The sequence below is a fragment of the Amycolatopsis sp. NPDC098790 genome, from assembly GCF_044759945.1.
In the GTDB taxonomy this organism is placed as follows: domain Bacteria; phylum Actinomycetota; class Actinomycetes; order Mycobacteriales; family Pseudonocardiaceae; genus Amycolatopsis.
The window spans coordinates 1-20655 of sequence record NZ_JBIWAI010000008.1; the positions used below are offsets into that span (position 1 = coordinate 1).

The 20655-nt window shown below is 71.6% G+C and carries 20 protein-coding genes and 1 rRNA gene; 14 read left to right on the forward strand and 7 right to left on the reverse strand.

Features of this window, described 5'->3' with window-relative positions:
* A 5S ribosomal RNA gene (gene rrf / locus ACIQWX_RS43585) occupies window positions 1-95 on the forward strand; the annotation flags it as partial.
* A gap of 231 nt (window positions 96-326) precedes the next feature.
* Here the strand turns inward: rrf and ACIQWX_RS43590 are convergent.
* The gene (locus ACIQWX_RS43590; protein WP_400884370.1) at window positions 327-776 is read right to left on the reverse strand and encodes an Lrp/AsnC family transcriptional regulator; all 450 of its coding nucleotides are present in this window, start codon (window positions 774-776) and stop codon (window positions 327-329) included.
* 111 nt (window positions 777-887) lie between these two features.
* On the opposite strand from ACIQWX_RS43590, the gene ACIQWX_RS43595 reads away from it, so the two are divergent.
* The 5 genes from ACIQWX_RS43595 (at window position 888) to ACIQWX_RS43615 (ending at window position 6752) form a co-directional block, all read left to right on the forward strand.
* Window positions 888-1310, forward strand: a complete 423-nt coding sequence (locus ACIQWX_RS43595; protein WP_400884371.1) for a rhodanese-like domain-containing protein — start codon at window positions 888-890, stop codon at window positions 1308-1310.
* A gap of 15 nt (window positions 1311-1325) precedes the next feature.
* A complete protein-coding gene (locus tag ACIQWX_RS43600; protein ID WP_400884372.1) occupies window positions 1326-2075 on the forward strand; it encodes a type 1 glutamine amidotransferase in 750 nt (249 codons plus the stop codon).
* A 97-nt stretch (window positions 2076-2172) separates the two neighbouring features.
* The gene (locus tag ACIQWX_RS43605) at window positions 2173-3306 is read left to right on the forward strand and encodes an anion permease (RefSeq protein WP_400884373.1); all 1134 of its coding nucleotides are present in this window, start codon (window positions 2173-2175) and stop codon (window positions 3304-3306) included.
* Window positions 3307-3336: 30 nt separating this feature from the next.
* Window positions 3337-6312 carry a bifunctional [glutamine synthetase] adenylyltransferase/[glutamine synthetase]-adenylyl-L-tyrosine phosphorylase gene (locus ACIQWX_RS43610; RefSeq protein ID WP_400884375.1) on the forward strand — a complete coding sequence of 992 codons (2976 nt, stop codon included), beginning with the start codon at window positions 3337-3339 and terminating at the stop codon, window positions 6310-6312.
* Window positions 6313-6326: 14 nt separating this feature from the next.
* Complete coding sequence (locus tag ACIQWX_RS43615) at window positions 6327-6752, forward strand: acyl-CoA thioesterase (protein WP_400884376.1); 426 nt, start codon at window positions 6327-6329, stop codon at window positions 6750-6752.
* A 66-nt stretch (window positions 6753-6818) separates the two neighbouring features.
* On the opposite strand, the gene glnA is transcribed toward ACIQWX_RS43615, so the two are convergent.
* A complete protein-coding gene (gene glnA, locus ACIQWX_RS43620; protein ID WP_400884378.1) occupies window positions 6819-8243 on the reverse strand; it encodes a type I glutamate--ammonia ligase in 1425 nt (474 codons plus the stop codon).
* A 261-nt stretch (window positions 8244-8504) separates the two neighbouring features.
* On the opposite strand from glnA, the gene ACIQWX_RS43625 reads away from it, so the two are divergent.
* Complete coding sequence (locus ACIQWX_RS43625; RefSeq protein WP_400885320.1) at window positions 8505-8894, forward strand: RDD family protein; 390 nt, start codon at window positions 8505-8507, stop codon at window positions 8892-8894.
* A gap of 50 nt (window positions 8895-8944) precedes the next feature.
* On the opposite strand, the gene ACIQWX_RS43630 is transcribed toward ACIQWX_RS43625, so the two are convergent.
* Window positions 8945-9673: a DUF4191 domain-containing protein gene (locus ACIQWX_RS43630; protein WP_400884380.1), complete on the reverse strand. Its 729-nt coding sequence runs from the start codon at window positions 9671-9673 to the stop codon at window positions 8945-8947.
* A gap of 56 nt (window positions 9674-9729) precedes the next feature.
* On the opposite strand from ACIQWX_RS43630, the gene ACIQWX_RS43635 reads away from it, so the two are divergent.
* From ACIQWX_RS43635 to ACIQWX_RS43660, 6 genes are all read left to right on the forward strand, one after another.
* Window positions 9730-11823 carry an ATP-dependent DNA helicase UvrD2 gene (locus tag ACIQWX_RS43635; RefSeq protein WP_400884382.1) on the forward strand — a complete coding sequence of 698 codons (2094 nt, stop codon included), beginning with the start codon at window positions 9730-9732 and terminating at the stop codon, window positions 11821-11823.
* A 645-nt stretch (window positions 11824-12468) separates the two neighbouring features.
* Entirely contained in the window at window positions 12469-12726 is a 258-nt protein-coding gene (locus ACIQWX_RS43640; RefSeq protein WP_400884384.1) for a hypothetical protein, read from the forward strand.
* A 149-nt stretch (window positions 12727-12875) separates the two neighbouring features.
* Window positions 12876-13232, forward strand: a complete 357-nt coding sequence (locus ACIQWX_RS43645) for a WhiB family transcriptional regulator (protein ID WP_285999640.1) — start codon at window positions 12876-12878, stop codon at window positions 13230-13232.
* Window positions 13229-13486, forward strand: coding sequence for a hypothetical protein (locus tag ACIQWX_RS43650; protein ID WP_400884386.1), 258 nt, complete (start codon window positions 13229-13231; stop codon window positions 13484-13486). The genes ACIQWX_RS43645 and ACIQWX_RS43650 overlap by 4 nt, the downstream gene beginning before the upstream one ends.
* A 358-nt stretch (window positions 13487-13844) precedes the next feature.
* On the forward strand, window positions 13845-14717 hold the full coding sequence (locus ACIQWX_RS43655; protein ID WP_400885322.1) for a class I SAM-dependent methyltransferase: 873 nt from the start codon (window positions 13845-13847) through the stop codon (window positions 14715-14717).
* Window positions 14714-14899 (forward strand): hypothetical protein, encoded by a 186-nt coding sequence (locus ACIQWX_RS43660; protein WP_400884388.1) that lies wholly within the window; start codon window positions 14714-14716, stop codon window positions 14897-14899. The genes ACIQWX_RS43655 and ACIQWX_RS43660 overlap by 4 nt, the downstream gene beginning before the upstream one ends.
* A 10-nt stretch (window positions 14900-14909) precedes the next feature.
* Here ACIQWX_RS43660 and ACIQWX_RS43665 read toward each other — a convergent pair whose 3' ends face one another.
* The 3 genes from ACIQWX_RS43665 to ACIQWX_RS43675 form a co-directional block, all read right to left on the reverse strand.
* The gene (locus tag ACIQWX_RS43665) at window positions 14910-15794 is read right to left on the reverse strand and encodes a hypothetical protein (protein WP_400885325.1); all 885 of its coding nucleotides are present in this window, start codon (window positions 15792-15794) and stop codon (window positions 14910-14912) included.
* 162 nt (window positions 15795-15956) lie between these two features.
* The gene (locus ACIQWX_RS43670; RefSeq protein WP_400884390.1) at window positions 15957-17297 is read right to left on the reverse strand and encodes an ABC1 kinase family protein; all 1341 of its coding nucleotides are present in this window, start codon (window positions 17295-17297) and stop codon (window positions 15957-15959) included.
* A 60-nt stretch (window positions 17298-17357) separates the two neighbouring features.
* Entirely contained in the window at window positions 17358-18404 is a 1047-nt protein-coding gene (locus tag ACIQWX_RS43675) for a hypothetical protein (protein WP_400884392.1), read from the reverse strand.
* Window positions 18405-18634: 230 nt separating this feature from the next.
* Between ACIQWX_RS43675 and ACIQWX_RS43680 the strand changes: the two genes are divergently transcribed.
* Complete coding sequence (locus ACIQWX_RS43680) at window positions 18635-19144, forward strand: M48 family metallopeptidase (RefSeq protein WP_400884393.1); 510 nt, start codon at window positions 18635-18637, stop codon at window positions 19142-19144.
* Between the two features lie 115 nt (window positions 19145-19259).
* On the opposite strand, the gene ACIQWX_RS43685 is transcribed toward ACIQWX_RS43680, so the two are convergent.
* Window positions 19260-20612: a zinc-dependent metalloprotease gene (locus ACIQWX_RS43685; protein ID WP_400884395.1), complete on the reverse strand. Its 1353-nt coding sequence runs from the start codon at window positions 20610-20612 to the stop codon at window positions 19260-19262.
* Window positions 20613-20655: the final 43 nt, after the last annotated feature.

Sequence of the window (20655 nt, forward strand, 5' to 3'; positions counted from 1 at the left end):
AAACGCCCGGTCCCATTCCGAACCCGGAAGCTAAGCCTGACAGCGCCGATGGTACTGCAACCGAAGGGTTGTGGGAGAGTAGGACACCGCCGAACCTAATTTGGAGAAGGGCCTGGGCCCGGTTGAGACGCGAGTCTCCCGGCCCGGGCCCTTTTTTTCATGCCCGCGGACGCCGCATGCCTGCATCCACTCGAGCCGGCCCGAACGAACCGCGCGCCCACGCGAGCAAATGAGGCGAGGCCGCGGCCCGCGAAGGCGGCTACCGGCAGGTCCGGAACCGCACGCCGCCCGGAGCAACGCCCGCTCGCGAGAGCCGCCAGGCGACCTCAGACCGAACGCGGCCGAGGTGCCGGCCGGCTCCGCAGTGGCGACGACAACACCAGCGACGTCGTCGTCTCGCCGTACCGCTGCACCTTCTCCACCAACGCCTCCAGCTCCCCGGTGTCCCGGCACAGCACCCGCAGGATCCAGCACTCGTCACCGGTGATGTGATCCGCCGAGACCACCTGCGGCAGCGGCAGCACCGCCGTCCGGAACCGCGGCGTGTCCAGGCTCCGCACCCGGGCCCGCACCAGCGCCTCGATCGGCAGCCCCAGCTTCGCCGTGTCCACCCGGGCCGCGTAGCCCGTGATCACCCCGCGCTCCTCGAGCCGGCGCACCCGCTCCGTCACCGCCGATCCCGACAGCGACACCCGGCGGCCCAGCTCCGAGAAGCTCAGCCGGCCGTCCTCCTGGAGGAGCTCCAGCAGCTGCCAGTCGACGTCGTCGAGGTCCACCTTGAATCTCCAAGTCGAACAGGGCCACAGCCGGGAAATCCTCGGGCGGCCCCGGCTTCCACGCCGATTCTGCCCTGTGGCGGAAGCCCCGCCACCAGCAGGATTTACCCCATGACACGCATCCTCGCCGTCCCCGCCCCGGCCCCGGAAGCCGCCACGCAGTACTTCGGCGCCGAGCTCGCCTTCGAGGTCGACCCCGACGACCTCGTCCGGGACCTCGAAGCCGGCCACACCGACGGCTACGTGATCGTCGAGACCCGGGCGCCCGAAGCCTTCGCCCAGGCCCGCATCCCCGGCGCCGTCAACCTCCCCTACCGGGACATGACGGCCGAAAGCACGAAACACCTCGACCGGGACGTCGTCTACGTCTGCTACTGCGAGAGCGTCAACTGCAACGCCGCCACCAAGGGCGCCCTCGAGCTCGCCCAGCTCGGCTTCCGGGTCAAACGGCTCTCCGGCGGCATCACCGCGTGGATCGCGGCCGGCTACCCCGTGGAAGGAGCCGCCGCCCCGGGAATCCGCTGCGCCTGCTGACCTACCCTGAAAAGCGTGACACGACTGCTCATCATCCAGCCGGACGCGTCGGACCCGCTCGGCCCCCTCGGCGACTGGCTCACCGGCGCCGGCGCGGAGCTGGACCTCCGGCTGCCGCCGAAGGACGCCCTGCCGGACGACCTCGACGGCTACCGCGGCGTCGTCTGCCTCGGCGGCGGCATGGCCGCGGAAGACGACGCGAAACACCCCTGGCTCGCCGACGTCCGGCGGCTGCTGGCGAAAGCCGCGACGAAGCGGATCCCGACCCTGGGGATCTGCCTCGGCGCGCAGCTGCTGGCCGTCGCGACCGGGGGCCGCGTCGAGGTCGGGCCGGACGGGCCCGAGGTCGGTCCGCAGCTCGTCAGCAAGAAGGACGCGGCGTGGACCGACCCGCTCTTCGCCGACCTGCCGCTCGTGCAGGACGTCCTGCAGTTCCACAACGACGCCATCACCCGGCTCCCGCCCGGCGCCGAGCTGCTCGCTTCCGCGCCGCTGTACCAAAACCAGGCGTTCCGGTTCAACCGGTGTGTCTACGGTGTCCAGTTCCACATCGAGACGACGCCCCTCGTCGTCGAGAGCTGGGCCGCGGATGAGCCCGAGATGGCGGAATTCGCCCGTCCGGGCTCACTCGAGCACGACGCGTTGATCACCGTCCACTCAGACATCGAGGAAACCTGGCGGCCGTTCGCGCAGCGGTTCGTCCGGTTGGCCGCCGGAGAACTCGAGCCCGCCGCCGACAGTCAACGGTCGTTACCACTGGCTTAACGGCAGGCGTCACGATAAGCAACAGCCTGTTAACGCCAGGCGTCACCCGTCAGGTACCTTGCGGGAAGAGTCCCCACAAGGGCGTTCGGAGGTCGGGGTGGAGCCCTCGTTGCTGGTCGTGCTCGTAGTCGTCACGGCCCTGGTTTTCGATTTCACGAACGGGTTCCACGACACCGCGAACTCGATGGCGACGTCGATCGCGACCGGCGCTCTCAAGCCCCGCGTCGCCGTCGCGATCTCCGCGGTGCTGAACCTGGTCGGCGCGTTCCTGTCGGTGGAGGTCGCCAAGACGATCTCCAGCGGCCTGGTGGACGACACCAAGATCGGCCCGTCGATCGTGTTCGGCGGGCTGATCGGGGCGATCGTCTGGAACCTCGTGACGTGGTTCGTCGGCCTGCCGTCGAGCTCGTCGCACGCCCTGTTCGGCGGCCTGATCGGCGCCACCTGGATCTCCGCGGGCACCGACTCGGTCCACTTCGGAAAGATCGTCGAGAAGGTCCTCGTCCCGGCCGCGGCGAGCCCGGTGATCGCCGGGGTCGTCGCGATGGGCGCGACGTACTTCGTCTACCGCTTCCTCGTGCGCGGCCGCCCGGCCACGCGCGGGTTCAAGGTCGGCCAGGTCGTCTCGGCGTCGCTCGTCTCGCTCGCGCACGGCACCAACGACGCGCAGAAGACGATGGGCGTCATCACGCTCACGCTCGTCACCGCCGGCAGCCTGCCGGCGGGCGCGGCGCCACCCGTCTGGGTGATCATCAGCGCCGCCTGCGCGCTCGCGGCGGGCACCTACCTCGGTGGCTGGCGCATCACCCACACCCTCGGCAAGGGCCTGACCGACATCGAAGGCCCGCAGGGCTTCGCCGCCCAGACGAGCTCGGCGCTGGTCATCCTGGTCTCGTCGCGGCTGGGCTTCCCGCTGTCGACGACGCACGTGTGCTCCGGCGGGATCGTCGGCTCCGGCGTCGGCCGCCGGGAGGCGCCGGTGCGCTGGCGGATGGCGGGCCGGATGGTCGTCGCGTGGCTGTTCACGCTGCCCGCGGCCGCGATCGTCGGCGCGATCTCCGGCAAGATCGCCTCGCTCGGCGCCGCGGGCACCATCGCCGTCGGCGTCGTCGGGCTGGGCGTCGGCGTCGGGATCTGGCTGCTTTCGCGCCGCCACCCCGTCACCGCGCACAGCTTCCAGGTGCCCGAGCCGACGCCCGCCGGAACCGAACCGGGTCAGCTGGCCGCCTGAGCCGGGGCCCGCGGGATACGGTGGTCGGTGATGGCAGACCGCGCGCGAACGACCGCTTCGGCGGCGAGGTACGGCTTCACCGACTCCCGTGCCGAGGGTCAGTTGCGCGCGGCCGGCTGGTGGGACGACGGCGGCCCGGTCGAGACCGCCACCGACGTCATCGCGGCGTTGTCCCGCGCCGCGGACCCGGACCTCGCGCTGCGCGGGATCGACCGGATCCGCGAGGCCGACGACGCCGAGTGGACCCGGCTCGACGAGCAGCTGCGCGCGAACCGGACGTTCCGCGGCCGCCTCTTCGGCGTGCTCGGGACGTCGAGCGCCCTGGCCGACTTCCTCGCCGCGAACCCCGCGCAGTGGCAGTCGCTGCTGGGCGACAAGTGCACGGATTCCGCCTGCTACCGGGAAAACCTGCGGACGGCGCTCGTGCGCGACGACGGTTCGGTGCTCACCGGCACCGAGGCCGAGCAGGCGCTGAAGGTCGCCTACCGCGGCCAGCTGCTCGGCATCGCCGCCGCCGACCTGGGCCACCTCGTCGAGGACGGGCTCGAGCACCCGCACTACGCCGAGGTCGCCGCGCAGCTGACCGAGCTGGCCGAGGCCGCCCTCGCCGCCGGGCTCGCCGTCGCCGAGGCCGAAGTCGGCACGTCCGCCGAAGGCACCTTGGCGATCATCGCCATGGGCAAGTGCGGCGGCCGGGAACTCAACTACGTCAGCGACGTCGACGTCATCTTCGTCGGCGCGGACGACCTCGGCGTCTCGACGCGGCTGGCGAGCACGACGATGCGGATCGTCGGGAAGGCGTGCTTCGAGGTCGACGCCGCGCTGCGGCCCGAAGGCAAGGCCGGCGCGCTCGTCCGCACGCTGGAAAGCCACCACGGCTACTACCAGAAGTGGGCCAAGACCTGGGAGTTCCAGGCACTGCTCAAGGCGCGCCCGGTGGCCGGCGACGCCGAGCTCGGGCGCCAGTACGCCGAGATGGTCGCGCCGCTGGTGTGGGCGGCGGCCGACCGCGAGAACTTCGTCGGCGAGGTGCAGCAGATGCGCCGCCGCGTCGAGGGGCACGTGCCGTCCGAGCACGCCGAGCGCGAGCTGAAGCTGGGCCGCGGCGGGCTGCGGGACGTCGAGTTCGCCGTCCAGCTGCTGCAGCTCGTGCACGGCCGCATCGACGCCGATCTGCGCTCACCGTCCACGATGGACGCACTCGCCGCGCTCGGCGAAGGCGGCTACGTCGGCCGGCAGGACGCGGCCGAACTGGGTGCGTCGTACGAGTTCCTGCGGATGCTCGAACACCGGCTGCAACTGCGGCGGCTGCGTCGCACGCACCTGTTCCCGGCGACGTCCGACACCGACGAGCTGCGGATCCTCGCCCGCGCCAGCGGGATCAAGGCCGGCGGCGGCAAGACGCAGGGCGAGGCGCTGCTGGCGGAGTTCCGCAAGCACGGCAAGGGCATCCGGCGCCTGCACGAGAAGATCTTCTACCGGCCGCTGCTGCAGTCCGTCGCGAACGTGCCGACCGAGGCGCTGCGCCTGACGACCAAGCAGGCGGCCAGCCGGCTGGCGGCGCTCGGCTACACGGCACCCGACGGCGCGCTGCAACACATCAAGGCCCTCACGTCCGGCGTGTCGCGACGCGCGGCGATCCAGCAGGCGCTGCTGCCGGTGCTGCTCGACCTCCTGGCCGACACCCCGGACCCCGACGGCGGCCTGCTGTCGTACCGCAAGGTGTCCGAGGCCCTCGAAGACACGCCGTGGTACCTGCGGGTCCTGCGCGACGAGGGCACGGTGGTCGAAAACCTGGCGCTGCTGCTCGGCACGTCCCGGCTGGTGCCCGACCTGCTGGTCCGCGCGCCGGAGGTGCTCAGGCTCCTGGGCGACCCGGCCCGGCTGCTGGGCCGCACGCCCGCCGAGGTGGCGACGTCGCTGCGGGCCGCCGTCCGCCGTCAGCCGGGGTTGAACGCCGCGGTCGCGGCCGCGCGGTCGTTGCGGCGGCACGAGCTGCTGCGGGTCGCGTGCGCGGACCTGCTCGGCCTGCTCGACGTGCCGGCGGTGTGCGAAGCGCTGTCCAGCGTGTGGGTCGCGGTGCTGCAGGGCGCGCTCGCCGCGGCGTTCCGCCAGCGCCAGGCCGAGCTGGGCCGCACGCCCGCGCGCATCGCGGTGATCGGGATGGGCCGGCTCGGTGGCGCCGAACTCGGCTACGGCTCCGACGCCGACGTCCTGTTCGTGTGCGAGCCGTCCGAAGGGGTCTCGGATGCCGACGCGGTCAAGTTCGCGTCGTCGGTCGCGGAGACGGTCCGGAAGATGCTGGGCGCACCGAGCTCGGACCCGGCCCTGGAGGTCGACGCGGACCTGCGGCCGGAGGGCCGGAGCGGGCCATTGGTGCGCACGCTGGAGTCGTACCGCACGTACTACGCGCGCTGGGGCGAGGTGTGGGAGGCCCAGGCGCTGCTGCGCGCCCGGTTCGTCGCGGGCGACGACGACCTGGGCGAGCGCTTCATCGCGATGATCGACCCGATCCGCTACCCCGAGGGCGGCTTGGACGGGACGAAGGCGCGCGAGATCCGCCGCATCAAGGCGCGCGTGGAGACCGAGCGCATGCCCCGCGGAGCGGATCCGACGCGCCACACGAAACTGGGCCGAGGCGGCCTCGCCGACGTCGAGTGGACGGTCCAGTTGCTGCAGCTCCAGCACGCTCACTCGGTCCCGGCGCTGCGCACGACGTCGACGCTCGACGCGCTGGCGTGCTTGCCATCGGCGGGCTTGGCTTCGGAGTCCGAAGCGGACTCGCTGCGCGAAGCGTGGCTGCTGGCGACGAGGGTGCGCAACGCGGGGATGCTGGTGCGCGGCAAGGCGGTCGACGAGGTCCCGGGCTCGGGCCGCGACCTGGCGGCGGTGGCGAGGGTGCTGGGCCAGTCCGCGGAAGACGACCCTGGCGAGTTCCTGGACACGTACCGCCGCCTCACGCGCCGGGCGCACACCGTGGTGGAGCACCTGTTCTACGAGGCCTGACCTACAGTGGGGCGGTGACCGATCGCGAGCCGTTCCGGACCCGGATCAAGGTCCGGCACTACGAGCTGGACACCCTGGGCCACCTCAACCACGCCGTCTACCACTCGTACGGCGAGGTCTCCCGCCTCGAGCTACTGGAGGCGGCCGGCGCACTGGAGGGCCTCCCCGGCGTGGCGTCAGTGTTGCTGGAGACGCACGTGGTGTTCCGCCGCGAGCTGAGGGCGGGCGACGAGGTCGACGTGACGTGCGACGTCAAGTTCGGCAGCGGCAAGACGTTCAAGATGGACTCGAACATCTACAAGCTGGACGGCACGCTGGCCGCGGAGATCACCTGCACGCTGGGGTTGATGGACCTGGAGATCCGCAAGTTGGTCCCGGACCCGCGAGCCAAGTACGAAGCCGCGGGAGCGGACCTGAAGCTGATGTCGACGGCTGAATAGAAGAAACGCCGGTGGCGAGGGCTCTTCGCTCCTCACCACCGGCGTGTCCGGGGTGGTGCTACCGCATCACACGTCGTAGTACAGGCTGAACTCGTACGGGTGCGGGCGCAGGCGCAGCGGGTCGATCTCGTTCTCGCGCTTGTACGAGATCCACGTCTCGATCACGTCCGGCGTGAACACGCCGCCCTCGAGCAGGTACTCGTGGTCGGCCTCGAGGGTGTCGAGGACCGTGCCCAGGTCGCCCGGGACCAGCTTGACGTCCTTGGCCTCCTCGGGCGGGAGCTCGTAGAGGTCCTTGTCGATGGGGTCCGGCGGCTCGATCTTGTTCTTGATGCCGTCGAGGCCGGCCATCATCATCGCCGAGAACGCCAGGTACGGGTTGCCCGAGGAGTCCGGGCAGCGGAACTCGGCGCGCTTGGCCTTCGGGTTGTTGCCCGTGATCGGGATGCGGACGCAAGCCGAGCGGTTGCGCTGCGAGTAGACCAGCGAAACCGGGGCCTCGAAGCCCGGGACCAGGCGGTGGTAGGAGTTCACCGTCGGGTTCGTGAAGGCCAGCAGGCTCGGCGCGTGCTTGAGCAGGCCGCCGATGTAGTGGCGCGCGGTGTCCGACAGGCCGGCGTAGCCCGACTCGTCGTGGAACAGCGGCTGGCCGTCCTTCCACAGCGACTGGTGGCAGTGCATGCCCGAGCCGTTGTCGCCGGCGAGGGGCTTCGGCATGAACGTCGCCGTCTTGCCCGCCGCGAACACCGTGTTCTTCACGATGTACTTGAACAGCTGCAGGTCGTCGGCCGCGTGCAGCAGCGTGTTGAACTTGTAGTTGATCTCGGTCTGGCCGGCGGTGCCCACCTCGTGGTGCGCGCGCTCGATCTCGAAACCGATGTTCGTCAGGTTGCGGACGATGTCGTCGCGCAGGTCGGCGAAGTGGTCGACCGGCGGGACCGGGAAGTAACCGCCCTTGAACTTCGTCTTGTAGCCCTGGTTGCCGCCCACCTCGTCGGCGCCGGTGTTCCACCAGCCCTCGACCGAGTCGATCTCGTGGAAGGAGGCGTGCTCGGCGGAGTCGAAGCGGATCGAGTCGAAGATGTAGAACTCGGCTTCGGGACCGAAGTACACGTTGTCGGCGACGCCGTACTCGGCGATGTACTGCTCGGCCTTGCGCGCGATGTTGCGCGGGTCACGGCTGTACGCCTCACGCGTGAACGGGTCGTGCACGAAGAAGTTGAGGGCGAGGGTCTTCGCCTTGCGGAACGGGTCGATCCGCGCGGTCGCCGCGTCCGGCAGGAGAAGCATGTCGGACTCGTGGATGGACTGGAAGCCGCGCACCGAGCTGCCGTCGAACGCGAGACCCTCTTCGAAAGCCTCTTCCGTGAAGGCCTTGGCGGGGACCGTGAAGTGCTGCATCACGCCGGGCAGGTCGCAGAACTGGACGTCGACAACTTCGACGTCCTCGTCGGCGATGAGGCGCTGGATGTCGTCTGGAGTAGTGGGCACCCTCGGTGACTCCTTCTCGTTCGAGCTCGTACGGCAGTGCTCTCTTCGGCTCACGCTAAGAGGGCGGTGTTGCCCGACCGTCACCCGTATGTTTCGCGGGTGTTAACGGGTGGGTGGATACCGGCTATCCGACCAGGGCGGATGTGGTCCGCGCCACCGGCATACCCTGGATGGGTGGCGAGATGGACCGGAGAATGGCTGCCCGGCACCGGCGAGGGCCGGCAGGACGCTGATCAGCGCTGGCCGGGTGAGAAGTTCGGTTTGCCCGAATCCGGCGTCGGCTCGGCGGCGAGCGGGGGCGCGCGGCTGCTCGGGCTGATCGTCGACCTCGTCGTCGCGGCCCTGGTCACTGCCATCTTCCTGCACCCCAGCCTGCAGGACCCGGCCGCGATGCAGGAGTTCAACCTCTGGTCGGGCGGCGTGTGGGCGGTGATCTCGGTGCTCTCCGCCGGCTTCTTCGGCTTCACCCCCGGAATGGGTGTGATGGGCATCCGCGTCGCCCGGCTCGACGGCGCCGCGCTGGTCGGGCCGCTGCGCGCGCTGGTCCGGGCGGTGCTGACGTTCGTGATCATCCCGGCGGCGGTCCGCAACGCCGACGGCCGCAGCTGGCTCGACCGGCTGACCGGCACCGTCGTCATCAAGATGCGCTGAACGACGAAGGCCCCGTCCGAGCTCGGACGGGGCCTTCGTCGTTCGCGGGGTCAGCGACGGCGGATCGTGCGCTGGACGTTGCGCATCTTCGCGCCGGCCGGCATCGGGCCCTTCGGCATCGCCGCGCCGCGGTTGCCGAGCGCGGCCAGCTTCGCCTCGAGGGCGTCGACCTGGGCCGGCTTGAGGTTGCGCGGCAGCTTCATCAGGAAGCCCTGCAGCTTCTTCAGCGGGATCTGGCCCTCTTCGTGGCCGATCGTGACGTCGTAGATCGGGGTGTCGCCCACCAGGCGCGAGACACGCTTCTTCTCCTGGGCGAGCAGCGTCTTGACGCGGTGCGGCGCGCCCTCGGCGACGAGCACGACGCCCGGGCCGCCGAGCACGCGGTGCACGGCGTCGAGCTGCGTCGTCGCCGCGACGGTCGGCGTCACCTTCCAGCGGCCGCGCAGGTTCTCCAGCGCCCACGCCGCGGCGCCGGGCTGGCCGTCGGCCTTCCCGTAGACCGTCTTCTGGACGCGCCTGCCGAAGATGATCATGGCGAGCAGGGCGCCGAGCACCAGGCCCAGCGGCAGCAGCACCCACTGCGCGTCGAAGAAGAACCCGATCCCGAACAAGACGCCCGCGACGACGACGATCGACCCGACCATCCACGGGATGAGCCACGGGTCTTCCTTGCGCTGCATCTTGAAGGCCTCGAAGAGCTGGCCACGGCGTGCCTTGCTCGCCGCGCGCTTCTCCTTCTTGGCCTGCTTGGCCGCTTCCTTGTCCTGCTGTCCCGCCATATGACCAGGATACGGCCGCGTGCCCCTGACCCGATTCCCCGTCCCCCTCTGCGAGGATGCGGGACGTGACCGGCGTACTTCCCCCCAAGAGTGTGACCCGTCTGCTGGATGGCCTCGACCCCGAGCAGCGCGCCGCCGCCGGCGCCCCTCGCGGGCCGGTCTGCGTGCTCGCCGGCGCCGGCACGGGCAAGACCAGGACGATCACCCACCGGATCGCCCACCTCGTCCGATCGGGGCACGTTTCCGCCGGTCAGGTGCTCGCCGTCACGTTCACGACGCGCGCCGCGGGCGAGATGCGGACCCGGCTGCGCGGCCTCGGCGTCGAGGCGGCGCAGGCGCTGACGTTCCACGCCGCCGCCCGCCGTCAGCTGCGGTACTTCTGGCCGCGCGTGGTCGGCGACCGGCCGTGGGACCTGCTGGAAAACAAGTTCCGCTTCGTCGGCCAGGCCGCCACCCGGCACCGGCTCGGCACCGAGACCGAGGTCCTGCGCGACCTGGCGAGCGAGATCGAGTGGGCGAAGGCGTCACTGGTCGGCCCGGACGACTACCCGGCGGTCACCGCGCGCGCCCAGCGCGACATCCCGGCGCCGGCGGCGCAGGTCGCCGAGGTCTACCGCACGTACGAAGAGCTGAAGAACGCGGCGCAGGTGCTCGACTTCGACGACCTCCTGCTGCACACGACGGCGGTGCTCGAGGAGCACGGCGTCGTCGCGGAGGAGTTCCGCGACCGCTACCGCTGCTTCGTCGTCGACGAGTACCAGGACGTGACGCCGCTGCAGCAGCGCCTGCTCGACGCGTGGCTCGGCGGCCGCGACGACCTGACCGTGGTCGGCGACGCCAACCAGACCATCTACTCGTTCGGCGGCGCGTCCCCGCGGTCGCTGCTGGAGTTCACCCGCCGCTACCCGGACGCGACGGTCGTCCGGCTCGAGCGCGACTACCGGTCGACGCCCGAGGTCGTCGCGCTGGCGAACCGGGTCATCGGCGCCGCACGCGGGCGGCCGGCGGGGTCGCGCCTGAAGCTGATCGGCCAGCGGCCGTCCGGCCCGGAGCCGCGCTTCGCCGAGTTCGACGACGAGGCGGTCGAGGCCGAAGCCGTCGCCCGCCGGGTGCGCGAGTTGCTGGACGGCGGCGTCGCGGCGAGCGAGATCGCGGTCCTGTACCGGGTGAACGCGCAGTCCGAGGCGTACGAGTCGGCGCTGGCCGAGGCGGGCATCCCGTACCTGGTCCGCGGCGGCGAGCGGTTCTTCAACCGCACGGAGGTCCGCCAGGCGATGTCGGCACTGCGCGCCGCGAGCGGCGACGTCAGCTCCGACCTGGTGACGACGGTCCGCTCGGTGCTCGCCCGCGTCGGCCTCACGGAGTCCCCGCCGGCGGGCGGCGCCGCGAAGGAGCGGTGGGACGCTCTGCTCGCGATCGTCGAGCTGGCGGAGGAACTGGCATCGACGGTTTCCGACGCCGACCTGCCGCGCTTCTGCGCGGAGCTGGACCAGCGAGCGGCGGCCCAGCACCCGCCGACGGTGGAGGGCGTGACGCTGGCGTCGCTGCACGCGGCGAAGGGCCTGGAGTGGGACGCGGTGTTCCTGGTCGGCCTGGCCGAGGGCACGATGCCGATCCTCCACGCGGGCGACGACGAAGCGGCGATCGAGGAGGAGCGCCGGCTGTTTTATGTCGGCGTGACGAGGGCCCGCGAGCACTTGTGGCTGTCGTGGGCGTTGGCCCGGACGCCGGGAGGACGCCGCAACCGGCGGCGAAGCCGGTTCTTGTACGGCCTGATCCCGGAGGACCACCCGGCGGCGAGGGCGGCCCGAACCCAGCAGAAGCCGTCGACGCCGATCAAGACGCGCTGCCGGGTGTGCGGCGGCCCGCTGCTGGAGACGATCGACGTCAAGCTGGGCCGGTGCGGACGCTGCCCGTCCACAGTGGACGAGGGGTTGCTGGAGCGCCTGAAGTCGTGGCGCGGGGATCGGGCCCGCGAGCTGAAGGTGCCGGCGTTCGTGGTGTTCACGGACGCGACGCTGATGGCGATCGCGGAGCAGCGCCCGACGGATGAAGCGGCGCTGGTGTCGATCTCGGGGATCGGGGCGACGAAGCTGGAGCGGTTCGGAACGGAGATCCTCGGGGTCGTCCGGGCCTCGGCGAGTTCCTGAGGCCGGCCGCGCTGGGGTTGGTGGGCGGTTCGGCTGGGCCCGGTGGTTGGGCTGGGGTTGGCAGGTGGCTCGGCCGGGGCCGAGTGATCGCGCCAGGTTGGAACGGTCTGCCTCGGTTCGGCTGGTCGCGCCCTGGGCCGCTTGATCCTCGCGGTCGCGGCGATGCCGGCGGGTCGCCGTGCCGAGGTCGGCTGGCGGGTTCGGGTCGGCTCGGGTGGTCGTGCCGGGGCTGCGGGCGGTTCGCTCGGTTCGGCGGAGGCGGCTTGATCGGGGCGGTCGTGCCGGGAGCGACGCGCGGTTCGGGTCGGTTCGGGTGGGTCGTCCGCGCGGCGGGGGAGGCGGGTGCGGTTTGGCCGCGTCGGCGTTCCGCGCGGTCGGGGGCCTCGGCGGTGGGCTCCCCGTGCGGGGCCGCTCGTGCGGTGTTGACCGCGTCCGGGCCATGATCCACGCGGCGAACCCGCTGCTCAGGGGCGATCTTCGTAACTTCGAGGATTTTCCCGTTAATTGAGTTGCCCCGGTGTGGTGGGGGGCAATAACCTGCCAGTACCGAGCCCGAAGGGCTCGGCTGGGGATCCACGTGCAGAGCCTAGACACAGCGCCGCTCGGCGGCCGTGTGTGCAGAGTACAGAAGGAGGTGCCGGTGAAATGATCAGCAACATGACGCTCACGAATCCAGGCACCCGTCTGTCCTGCGCCGGGGAAGTCTCGGCTGCTCAGCGCCCGGGCACCGGTGTGTCCGTGAGCGCGCACGAGATCCGTGGCATGCGTCGCGTCGAGCGGCGTTGGGCCACCGGTGTCGTCGTCTTCGGGACGCAGGGCGTTGTCGCCGCGTACCCGCAGGCCGATCTGCCGACCATCAAGCAGTTCCGTGTTCCGTTGTCGATACGGGAGCGAAGTTCCTGACCTAGTCAGGACAGAGGCTCACGAAGGCCGCGGAACCGGAAAACCCGGATCCGCGGCCTTCGTGTTTTTGGCTGCACAACCCAAGAGGAACAGCATTGCCCAGCTCCATCTCCCAACCGAAAACCCGTGCGACACAAGGAGGAACTGCCATGTCTTCGGCCATCGCCTACACCTCGGGTGAGGCAATATTCGCCGACCTGCTCGACCCGATCGCCGTGCCGGACGCGGCTCTGCCCTGCCGTTCGGGCGACGCGGACCTGTGGTTCGCCGAGTCCCCGGCCGAGCTCGAGCGCGCGAAGGCGCAGTGCGCCGACTGCCCGGTCCGCGAGGCCTGCCTCGCGGGTGCACTGGCCCGGCGCGAGCCCTGGGGCGTCTGGGGCGGCGAGATCTTCGAGCGCGGCGTCGTGATCGCGCGCAAGCGGCCCCGTGGCCGCCCGCGCAAGAACGCCGCTGTCGAGCCCGCCGCGGCCAAGGCCGGCGGCGATCACCGGAGTGCCGCCGCATGAGCGTCGAACCGGTCACCACGAAAGACCACGAAGCGCGGATGAGCCGTCCGCAGCTGCAACTGACGAAGACCGAGATCGAGGAGATCAGCGAGATGTTGCTTTACGAAGAACTGTCCAGGGCCCGAATACGGGATCTGGAGGAAGGGGTCCGCGCCCAGCGGGCCCGAGGTAGCGCGCGTGCCGTACGCCGCTGGACGCGGGTAGCCCGATGGGCGAGCCGCCGAGCGGAGCGGTACCAGCTGGACCAGAACTGAGCGCAGGCCCCCGCCGCCTTCGGGCGGTGGGGGCCGTTGTGCTGTTCAGCGGACGACCGGTGCCGGTGGATTTTCGCTGGCCGGGGCAGGGGGTGGCACTCGCGGCTGGCGATGTGGTGGCGCTGCCGTGCTCGCCGCCCGCTGGGGAATGGGCATCCTGTGCTGGGCCGCAGGATGTGCGGGCGCCGCCGGCGGAGGTTTCGGTGGCCGAGGAGCGGGCGGTGCTCGCGGCCGGCGGCAGCGCGGTGGGCAGCCGGGAATCTCCCGTGTTCGCAGCTGGGCAGCCGGCACCTCTCCGCTGAGTCGGAGTCTCCTTCGGGTGCCGTTCGTGGCGGGGTTGCTGGTGTTCAATGGGGTGATGTCCGCACACACCCATCACGACATCGACTGGGCCGACCGGCTCGCTCAGCTGCGCATGGCCGATGCCCTTGATGCCGGTGCGCTTGCGCCCGTTGCGGGGCGGTTGGTTGAGCTCCTTCGGGCTCGGCCGACCGTGTTCGATGTCGGGTGCGGGGCTGGGGGCATGAGCGTGCTCTTTGCTCGTGAGCTTGCTCGGCGGGGTGGGGGCACCGTTGTGCTACTCGATGCCACCGCCGTTCTGCTGGCCGAGGCTCAGCGCGCCGTCGGTGAGGCCGGCGGTGCGGACGTTGAGGTCGTCGGCGTGCACGGGGACCTTGCCGATCCGCGGCTCGCCGAACGGGTTCCTGCTCCTGATCTTGTGTGGGCGTCGGGCGTTGTGCACCACGTCGGTGATCAGCAGGCCGCCTTGCGTGCCTTGGCCGGGCTGGTGCGGCCGGGTGGGGTGCTTGCCGTCGGTGAGGGTGGGCTCGAGATGCGGTGCCTTCCTTGGGACGTCGGGGTTGGGCGGCCCGGGCTCGAGCAGCGGTTGCTCGCCGCTCGGGGTGAGTGGTTCGCCGGGATGCGGGCTGGGCTGCCCGGCAGCGTCGCCATGCCATATGGCTGGCCGCGCGCCCTTCGGGAGGCCGGGCTCGAGGATGTCGAGTCGTTCGGTGCGCTCATTGATCACCCCATGCCCGGCTCGGACCTGTTGCGTGAGTACGTCGTGCACCGGATCGGGTGGCTTGCCGAGTCGGCCGGGGAGCGGCTCGATGCCGATGATCGCTTGGCCGTCGCGGCCTTGACCGATCCGGATGGGCCGGACTTCCTCGGCCGGCGTGACGATCTCTTCCTGTTCGGTGCCAAGGCGATCCACTGTGGACGGTTGCCGTGAGCGCGCCCGAGCAGGTTGGGTGTACGCGCTGTGGCCGGATCCGCAGCTCTGACGACGACCCGGCTACCGCGCTCGCCTGGGTGGCCAGCCGCGAGCGGGGGACGCTGACGTGGCTGTGCCCGGACTGCGCGCGGCAGCACGTGCGTGACATCGAGGGCAAGCTGCCCGACGAGTACTGGTGATCTGTCTGCCTCATGCCGCGTCTCCGATGGGGGTCATCGGGATGGCTCGGACCTTGGGACGCGGGGTGCGGGATGCGTCGCCGAAGGCGTGGGCCAGCTCTTGGGCCACCTCGCGGGGGACCTGTTTCAGCTGGCGGACCGTGCAGCGGACCAGCACGATCCCCGTTGCCGCCAGGGCCAGGTGGGAGAACCCGCCCGTTCCCGGGCCGCAGCGGTACTGCCAGGCCAGGCCCAGCTCGTCCCACCACGCGTCCGCCTCGCCGATGCGGCGGCCTCGGCGGTCGCAGACCGTCACGTCCCACGTCGGCTGCGGGAGGCGGGCCATGTCCATCACCTGCGCCGCCAGGCCGTGCGCCTGGATCGGTCCCTCGTCGAGCTCGCGGAGCACCTTCCGGACCAACGCCGTGCCGCGCTGGGGGCCCTCCGCCAGCTCCGTCATCAGCTCATGGCGGTCGCACAGCCCCCAGTAGAGCGGGAGCGTCAGCAGGTGCCGGATCCGCGCCGGGTCGGGGTCGGCCCTTGCCAGGTCGAGCGCTGCTCGCGACGGCGGGGCGAACGGCAGCCCGTCGACCACCGCCGGCTCCGGCATCCTCGCCGTGCGCGCCGCGCTGACACCATCACACGGCGCCACCCGGCAGTGGTCGGGGACCAGCAGGCGGATCTCGCCGTCCGCCGGGCACTGCACGCCGTGGGCCCGCAACGCGTCGGCGCCCGTGATCACCACCCGCGGGCCGTAGCGCACCAGCGCCGCGTGCAGCCGCTGCTGCCGCGTCGGGGTGCTGTTGCGGAGCAGGACGACACCGGGGTGCAGGCGGCGCCACGGCCCGCCGGGGCCGCAGAGCCGCCGGGTTCTTCGGTCCGATATCCCGGCTTTCCTCAGTTGTTCGAGGTTCATCACCTCGCACGTGCCGGGGTTACTGAGGGCCAGTGGGTCGGTGCAGTGAGTAGCGGTCATGGATCGAGCATGACGGCTCGGCCAACCGGGTGGAACCCCGTTCCCCGCAGCTGTGGACAACTCGCCGGAATCCGCGCGTTCGCGGCCCGGCCTGTGGACAACTCAGGCGGCGAACCCGGGCTGCCAGCGCTCCACGATGCCGCGCGCCGGAATCTCCGCGTCGAGCTGGCAGAGGATGCCCGTCGACCCGGCCGTCACGCGGTGGATCATCAGGTACTCGGGCGGCAGGTTGAGCGACCGCCCGACGCGGAAGTCGTTGCCGCGGCTGTCGCCGACGCGCCACGCCTGCTTCTGCATCCACTTGCGCGTGAAGTGGAAGGTCGGCTCGGCCAGCGGCTCGGTGAACGGCGCCAGGTAGGTGAGCACCTCGTCCGCGGTCAGGTCGCTGTCGGGCCGGATGAACCGGTTCTCCCGCAGCACGCGCATGAGCTCGGCGGACTCGCCGTCGAGGGCCAGCCGGGTCATCTCGCCCAGGTGGCGGGGGATGCCGTCGGGCAGCCGGGCGACGCCGCCGAAGTCGATGACGCACAGCCGGCCGTCGCCGGTGATCATGAAGTTGCCCGGGTGCGGGTCGGAGTGCAGCAGGTGGACGCGCTCGGGGGACGAGTAGTGGAACTCGGCCAGCAGCCGGCCCGCCAGGTTCCGCGTCTCGCGGTCGCCGTCCGCGATGACCTTGGACAACGGGGTGCCGGTCACCCATTCGGTCACGACGACCTTCGGCGCGCTGGCCACCACGCGCGGCACCAGGATGCCCGGATCGCCGTCGAACGCCTTCGCGAAGGCGCGCTGGTGCTGGGCCTCGGCCTGGTAGTCGAGCTCCTCGTTCATCCGCTCGGAGAGCTCGGCCAGCAGCGGCTTGACCTCGGTGCCGGGCACGAACGCCTGGAACAGCCTGCTGAACCGCTGCAGCTGGCGCAGGTCGCTGCGCAACGCCTCGTCGGCGCCCGGGTACTGGACCTTGACGGCGACCTCGCGGCCGTCGTGCCAGACCGCGCGGTGCACCTGGCCGATGCTCGCGGCCGCCGCCGGCTCGTCGTCGAAGGAGGCGAACCGGCTGGTCCAGGTGCGGCCCAGCTGCTCGGCGAGCACGCGGTGGGTCTGCCGGGCCGCCATCGGCGGCGCCGCGGCCTGCAGCTTCGTCAGGGCCTCGCGGTAGGGCTTCGCCATGTCGTCCGGCACCGCCGCCTCGAACACGCTCAGGGCCTGGCCGAACTTCATCGCGCCGCCCTTGAGCGTGCCGAGCACCTCGAACAGCTGCTCGGCGGCCTTCGCGGACAGCGTCGCGTTGACCTGCTCGGCGCTCTGACCGGCCAGCCGCTTGCCCCACCCGCCGACCGCCCGCCCGGCGATCCCGAGCGGAAGACTGGCGAGCTTGGCCGTGCGGGCGGCACCCTTGCGCGGCATCGCGGTGTCACGATCGCCTGGGTCGCGGAAGTCGGTCACCTCCGCGATTCTGCCTTGCGTCCTCGGCGGCGCGCAGCCTGCTCGCGGCGACTTAGTGGCCTACGTCTCCTGTTGCACCGCCGGGGCGCCGCACCCGCACCGGGCGTGCGGGGGCCAGCCGCGGTGGCGGATGCGGCCGTCGAAGGCGTCGATCTCGAGGGTCGCGTTCCACGCCGGCGGCGGCGGTTCCGCGGGCGAGAGCAGCCGCATGGCCTGGGCGACGGCCAGCGACGCGCAGGCGTGGACGGCCCCGAGGTCGGGCCGCTGGTGCCGGCCGGTCAGCTGACCGGCGACGCGGGGCCAGCACGGGTCGAGGTCGGTCCGGTGCAGGTCGGCGCACCGCAGGCAGGAGCTGCGGCCCGGGACCACGAGCGGGCCGACGATGGCCGTTCCGTCGCGGACGCGGGCGAGCAGGTGCGGGACGCCGTCCGCCATCAGCTCGGCGACGACCTCCGGCGCCGGGACGACGGCGTCGGTGAGCAGCGCCAGCTCCGGGTACCGGTCGTGCAGGCGGGTGACGCGGACGGCCGGGTCGACACGGCGGAGCAGGTCGCCGAGGGCCTGCCGCCGGGGCCGGCCCAGGTCGGCCTGGGTGAAGCCGGTGCCCAGGTCGTGTTCGGTCACCGTGCCGGGTAGTTCGAGCTCGACGTGGCCGATCCCCGCGTTGGCCAGCAGCACGGCGACCGCGACCGCCACCCGGCCGTCGCCCTGCACCGTGACCGCGGTGGCGCGGCGCCGGTCCGCCAGCGCCGGCTGGTGGTGGCGGGCGCGCAGTGACCAGAGGCCGGTTTCGCCGCGGAAGCCCGGTCCGCCCGGATCACCCGCGTCGGTGACCAGGCCGAGCGCGGTCAGCTGCCGGAGGAGGGTCCGCAGCTGATCGCGGTGTTCGCTCTCCGCGAGCAAAAGCCGCTCGACGTGCTCGCTGCCGTCCAGTGCGCGCAGCCGTTCGACGAGTCCGGGTGGCAGCCCTTCGACGATCACGCCGTGGCGCGGGTCGAGCCCGAGCTGGATCTCCCGCGACCCGCGTTCGAGCACGGTGATGCCCGGGAGCAGGGCGGGATGGGCCGGCAGGAGCACCGGTGGCATGTCCGCGGTCGAGAGGATCATGTCCGCAGGATGGCACCCGGCGGCGACCGCCGAGCCCCGGAAGGCGCTCGTGAGGCCGAGTTGTCCACAACTGAAGAGGGCTGTGGACAACTCGGGTCTGTGACCTCAACGCGCTCGGAGTTGTCGGTGCCTGGCCTTACCGTTGTCGGGTGGTCGAAGCACGGACGCCCTCGCTGAGAGGCAGGGGGGAGACGAACCCCCCGTCGGACACACCTGGACACAAGGTCGAAGTGCGGCGCAGCCAGCGCCGGCACCGGACGGTCACCGCGTACTGGAAGGACGACACGCTCGTCGTGCTCATCCCCGCGCGGATGACCAGGGCGGAGGAGAAACACTGGGTCGCCGAGATGGAGCGCAAGCTGCAGCGCGCGGAACCACGCCGGCCGGCGCCCCCGAAGACGTCGGACGAAGCCCTGCTGGCGCGCTGCGCACTGCTGGCGGGCAAGTACCTGGATGGCACCGCGATGCCGGCGAGCGTCCGCTGGGTGCCGCCGATGCGCACGCGGTGGGCGTCGTGCACGCCGGTCGACGCGACGATCCGGGTCAGCGACCGGCTGCGGAAGGTGCCTCCCTGGGTACTGGACTACGTGCTGGTGCACGAGCTGGCGCACCTGCGTGAGCCCGGGCACGACGCTGCGTTCTGGGCGCTGGTCCGGCGGTACCCGAAGACGGAACGGGCGATGGGATACCTCGAGGGGCTGGCCGCGGCCGCCGGGTGGGGGATCGACATCGAGGAGTGAGCTGGTCGGTGGCCGGGGTGACCCGCGGGTTGCTCCGGCCGCTGATTCGGGCCGGTCCCGGAAAGCAGAAAGCCGGTGGTCTGCGGACCACCGGCTTCCCGGAAACGACCCAGCACTACGCCGGGGTCTCGCCCTCCTCGGGCGGGGTGTTCTTGCTCTTCTCCTCGCGCTCCGAACGCTCCGTGCGCTCCAGCTCGGCGATCGGGTCCAGGTCGTCCAACGACCCCGTCTCGCCCACCCGGTCCGCGAAGTCGATCGGCTCGTCCAGGTCCTCCGCCGTCGGCATCAGGTCCGGGTGGGACCACAGGCCGTCGCGCTTGTCGGAACCGTGGCGGTCGCCCACCAGCTTCCACAGGTTCGAAGCGTCCCTCATGCGGCGGGGACGCAGCTCCAGACCCACCAGCGTGGCGAACGTCTGCTCGGCCGGGCCGCCCGTGGCCCGGCGGCGGCGCAGCGTCTCGCGCAGCGCGTCCGCTCCCGGCAACCGGTCGCCGACCGCCTCCGCCACCACCACGTCCACCCAGCCCTCCACCAGGGCGAGCAACGTCTCCAGGCGGCGAAGCGCGCCCTTCTGCTCCTCCGTCGTCTGGGGCTCCAGCAGGCCCGACGACATCGCTTCCTCGATGCTCGCCGGGTTGGCCGGGTCGATGCGGCCGGCCAGGGACTCCAGGGCCGACGTGTCCACCGAAATCCCGTGGGCGAACTCCTCGACCGTCGCGAGCAGGCGCTGGCGCAGCCACGGCACGTGCGTGAACAGCCGCTGGTGCGCCGCCTCGCGGGCGGCCAGGAACACCAGGATCTCGCTGTTCGGCAGCTCCAGGCCCTCGGCGAACTTCTCGATGTTCGCCGGCAGCAGCGCCGACGTGCCGGCCGGAGCCAGGGGGAGGCCGATCTCGGACGCCGTCAGCATCTCCGACGCCAGCTGGGCCAGCGCCTGCCCGAGCTGGGAGCCGAACGCCATCCCGCCCATCTGGCCCATCATCTGCAACAGGGGTCCGGCGGCCTGCTTGGCCTCTTCCGGCAGCGCCTGCATCCACGCGCCCGAGATCTGCTGCGCCACCGGGTCGCAGAGGCGCTGCCACGTCGGCAGCGTCTTCTCGACCCACGTGCGCGGCGACCAGGCGACCGTCGACGTCGCGCCGGCCGGGAACACCGTGGCCGCGTCGAGCCACAGCTCGGCCAGGTGGGCGGCGTCGCGCACGGCGGCGTTCGCGTCGTCACCGCCGCGGAAGCCGAGGCGGCTCTCGCCGGTGTTGCCGGCGCTGCCGAGGTTCTGCAGGGCGATCTGCTTGGCGAGGTCGTAGTTCACCGGCCCGCTGGAGCTGCCGGCCTGGCTGAGCATCTGGCCCAGCTGGCTCAGCATCTGCCCGAGCTGGTTGAAGGCCTCGGCACCGGAGGGCTCCGAAGGCTCGTTCTCACCTCGTTTGTCGGGATCGGACGGTCCGAAGCCGAACGGGGGTTTGCTCATGTGTCCACCGTACGCGGGTCGGACGCCGCTGAGCGCGTCAACC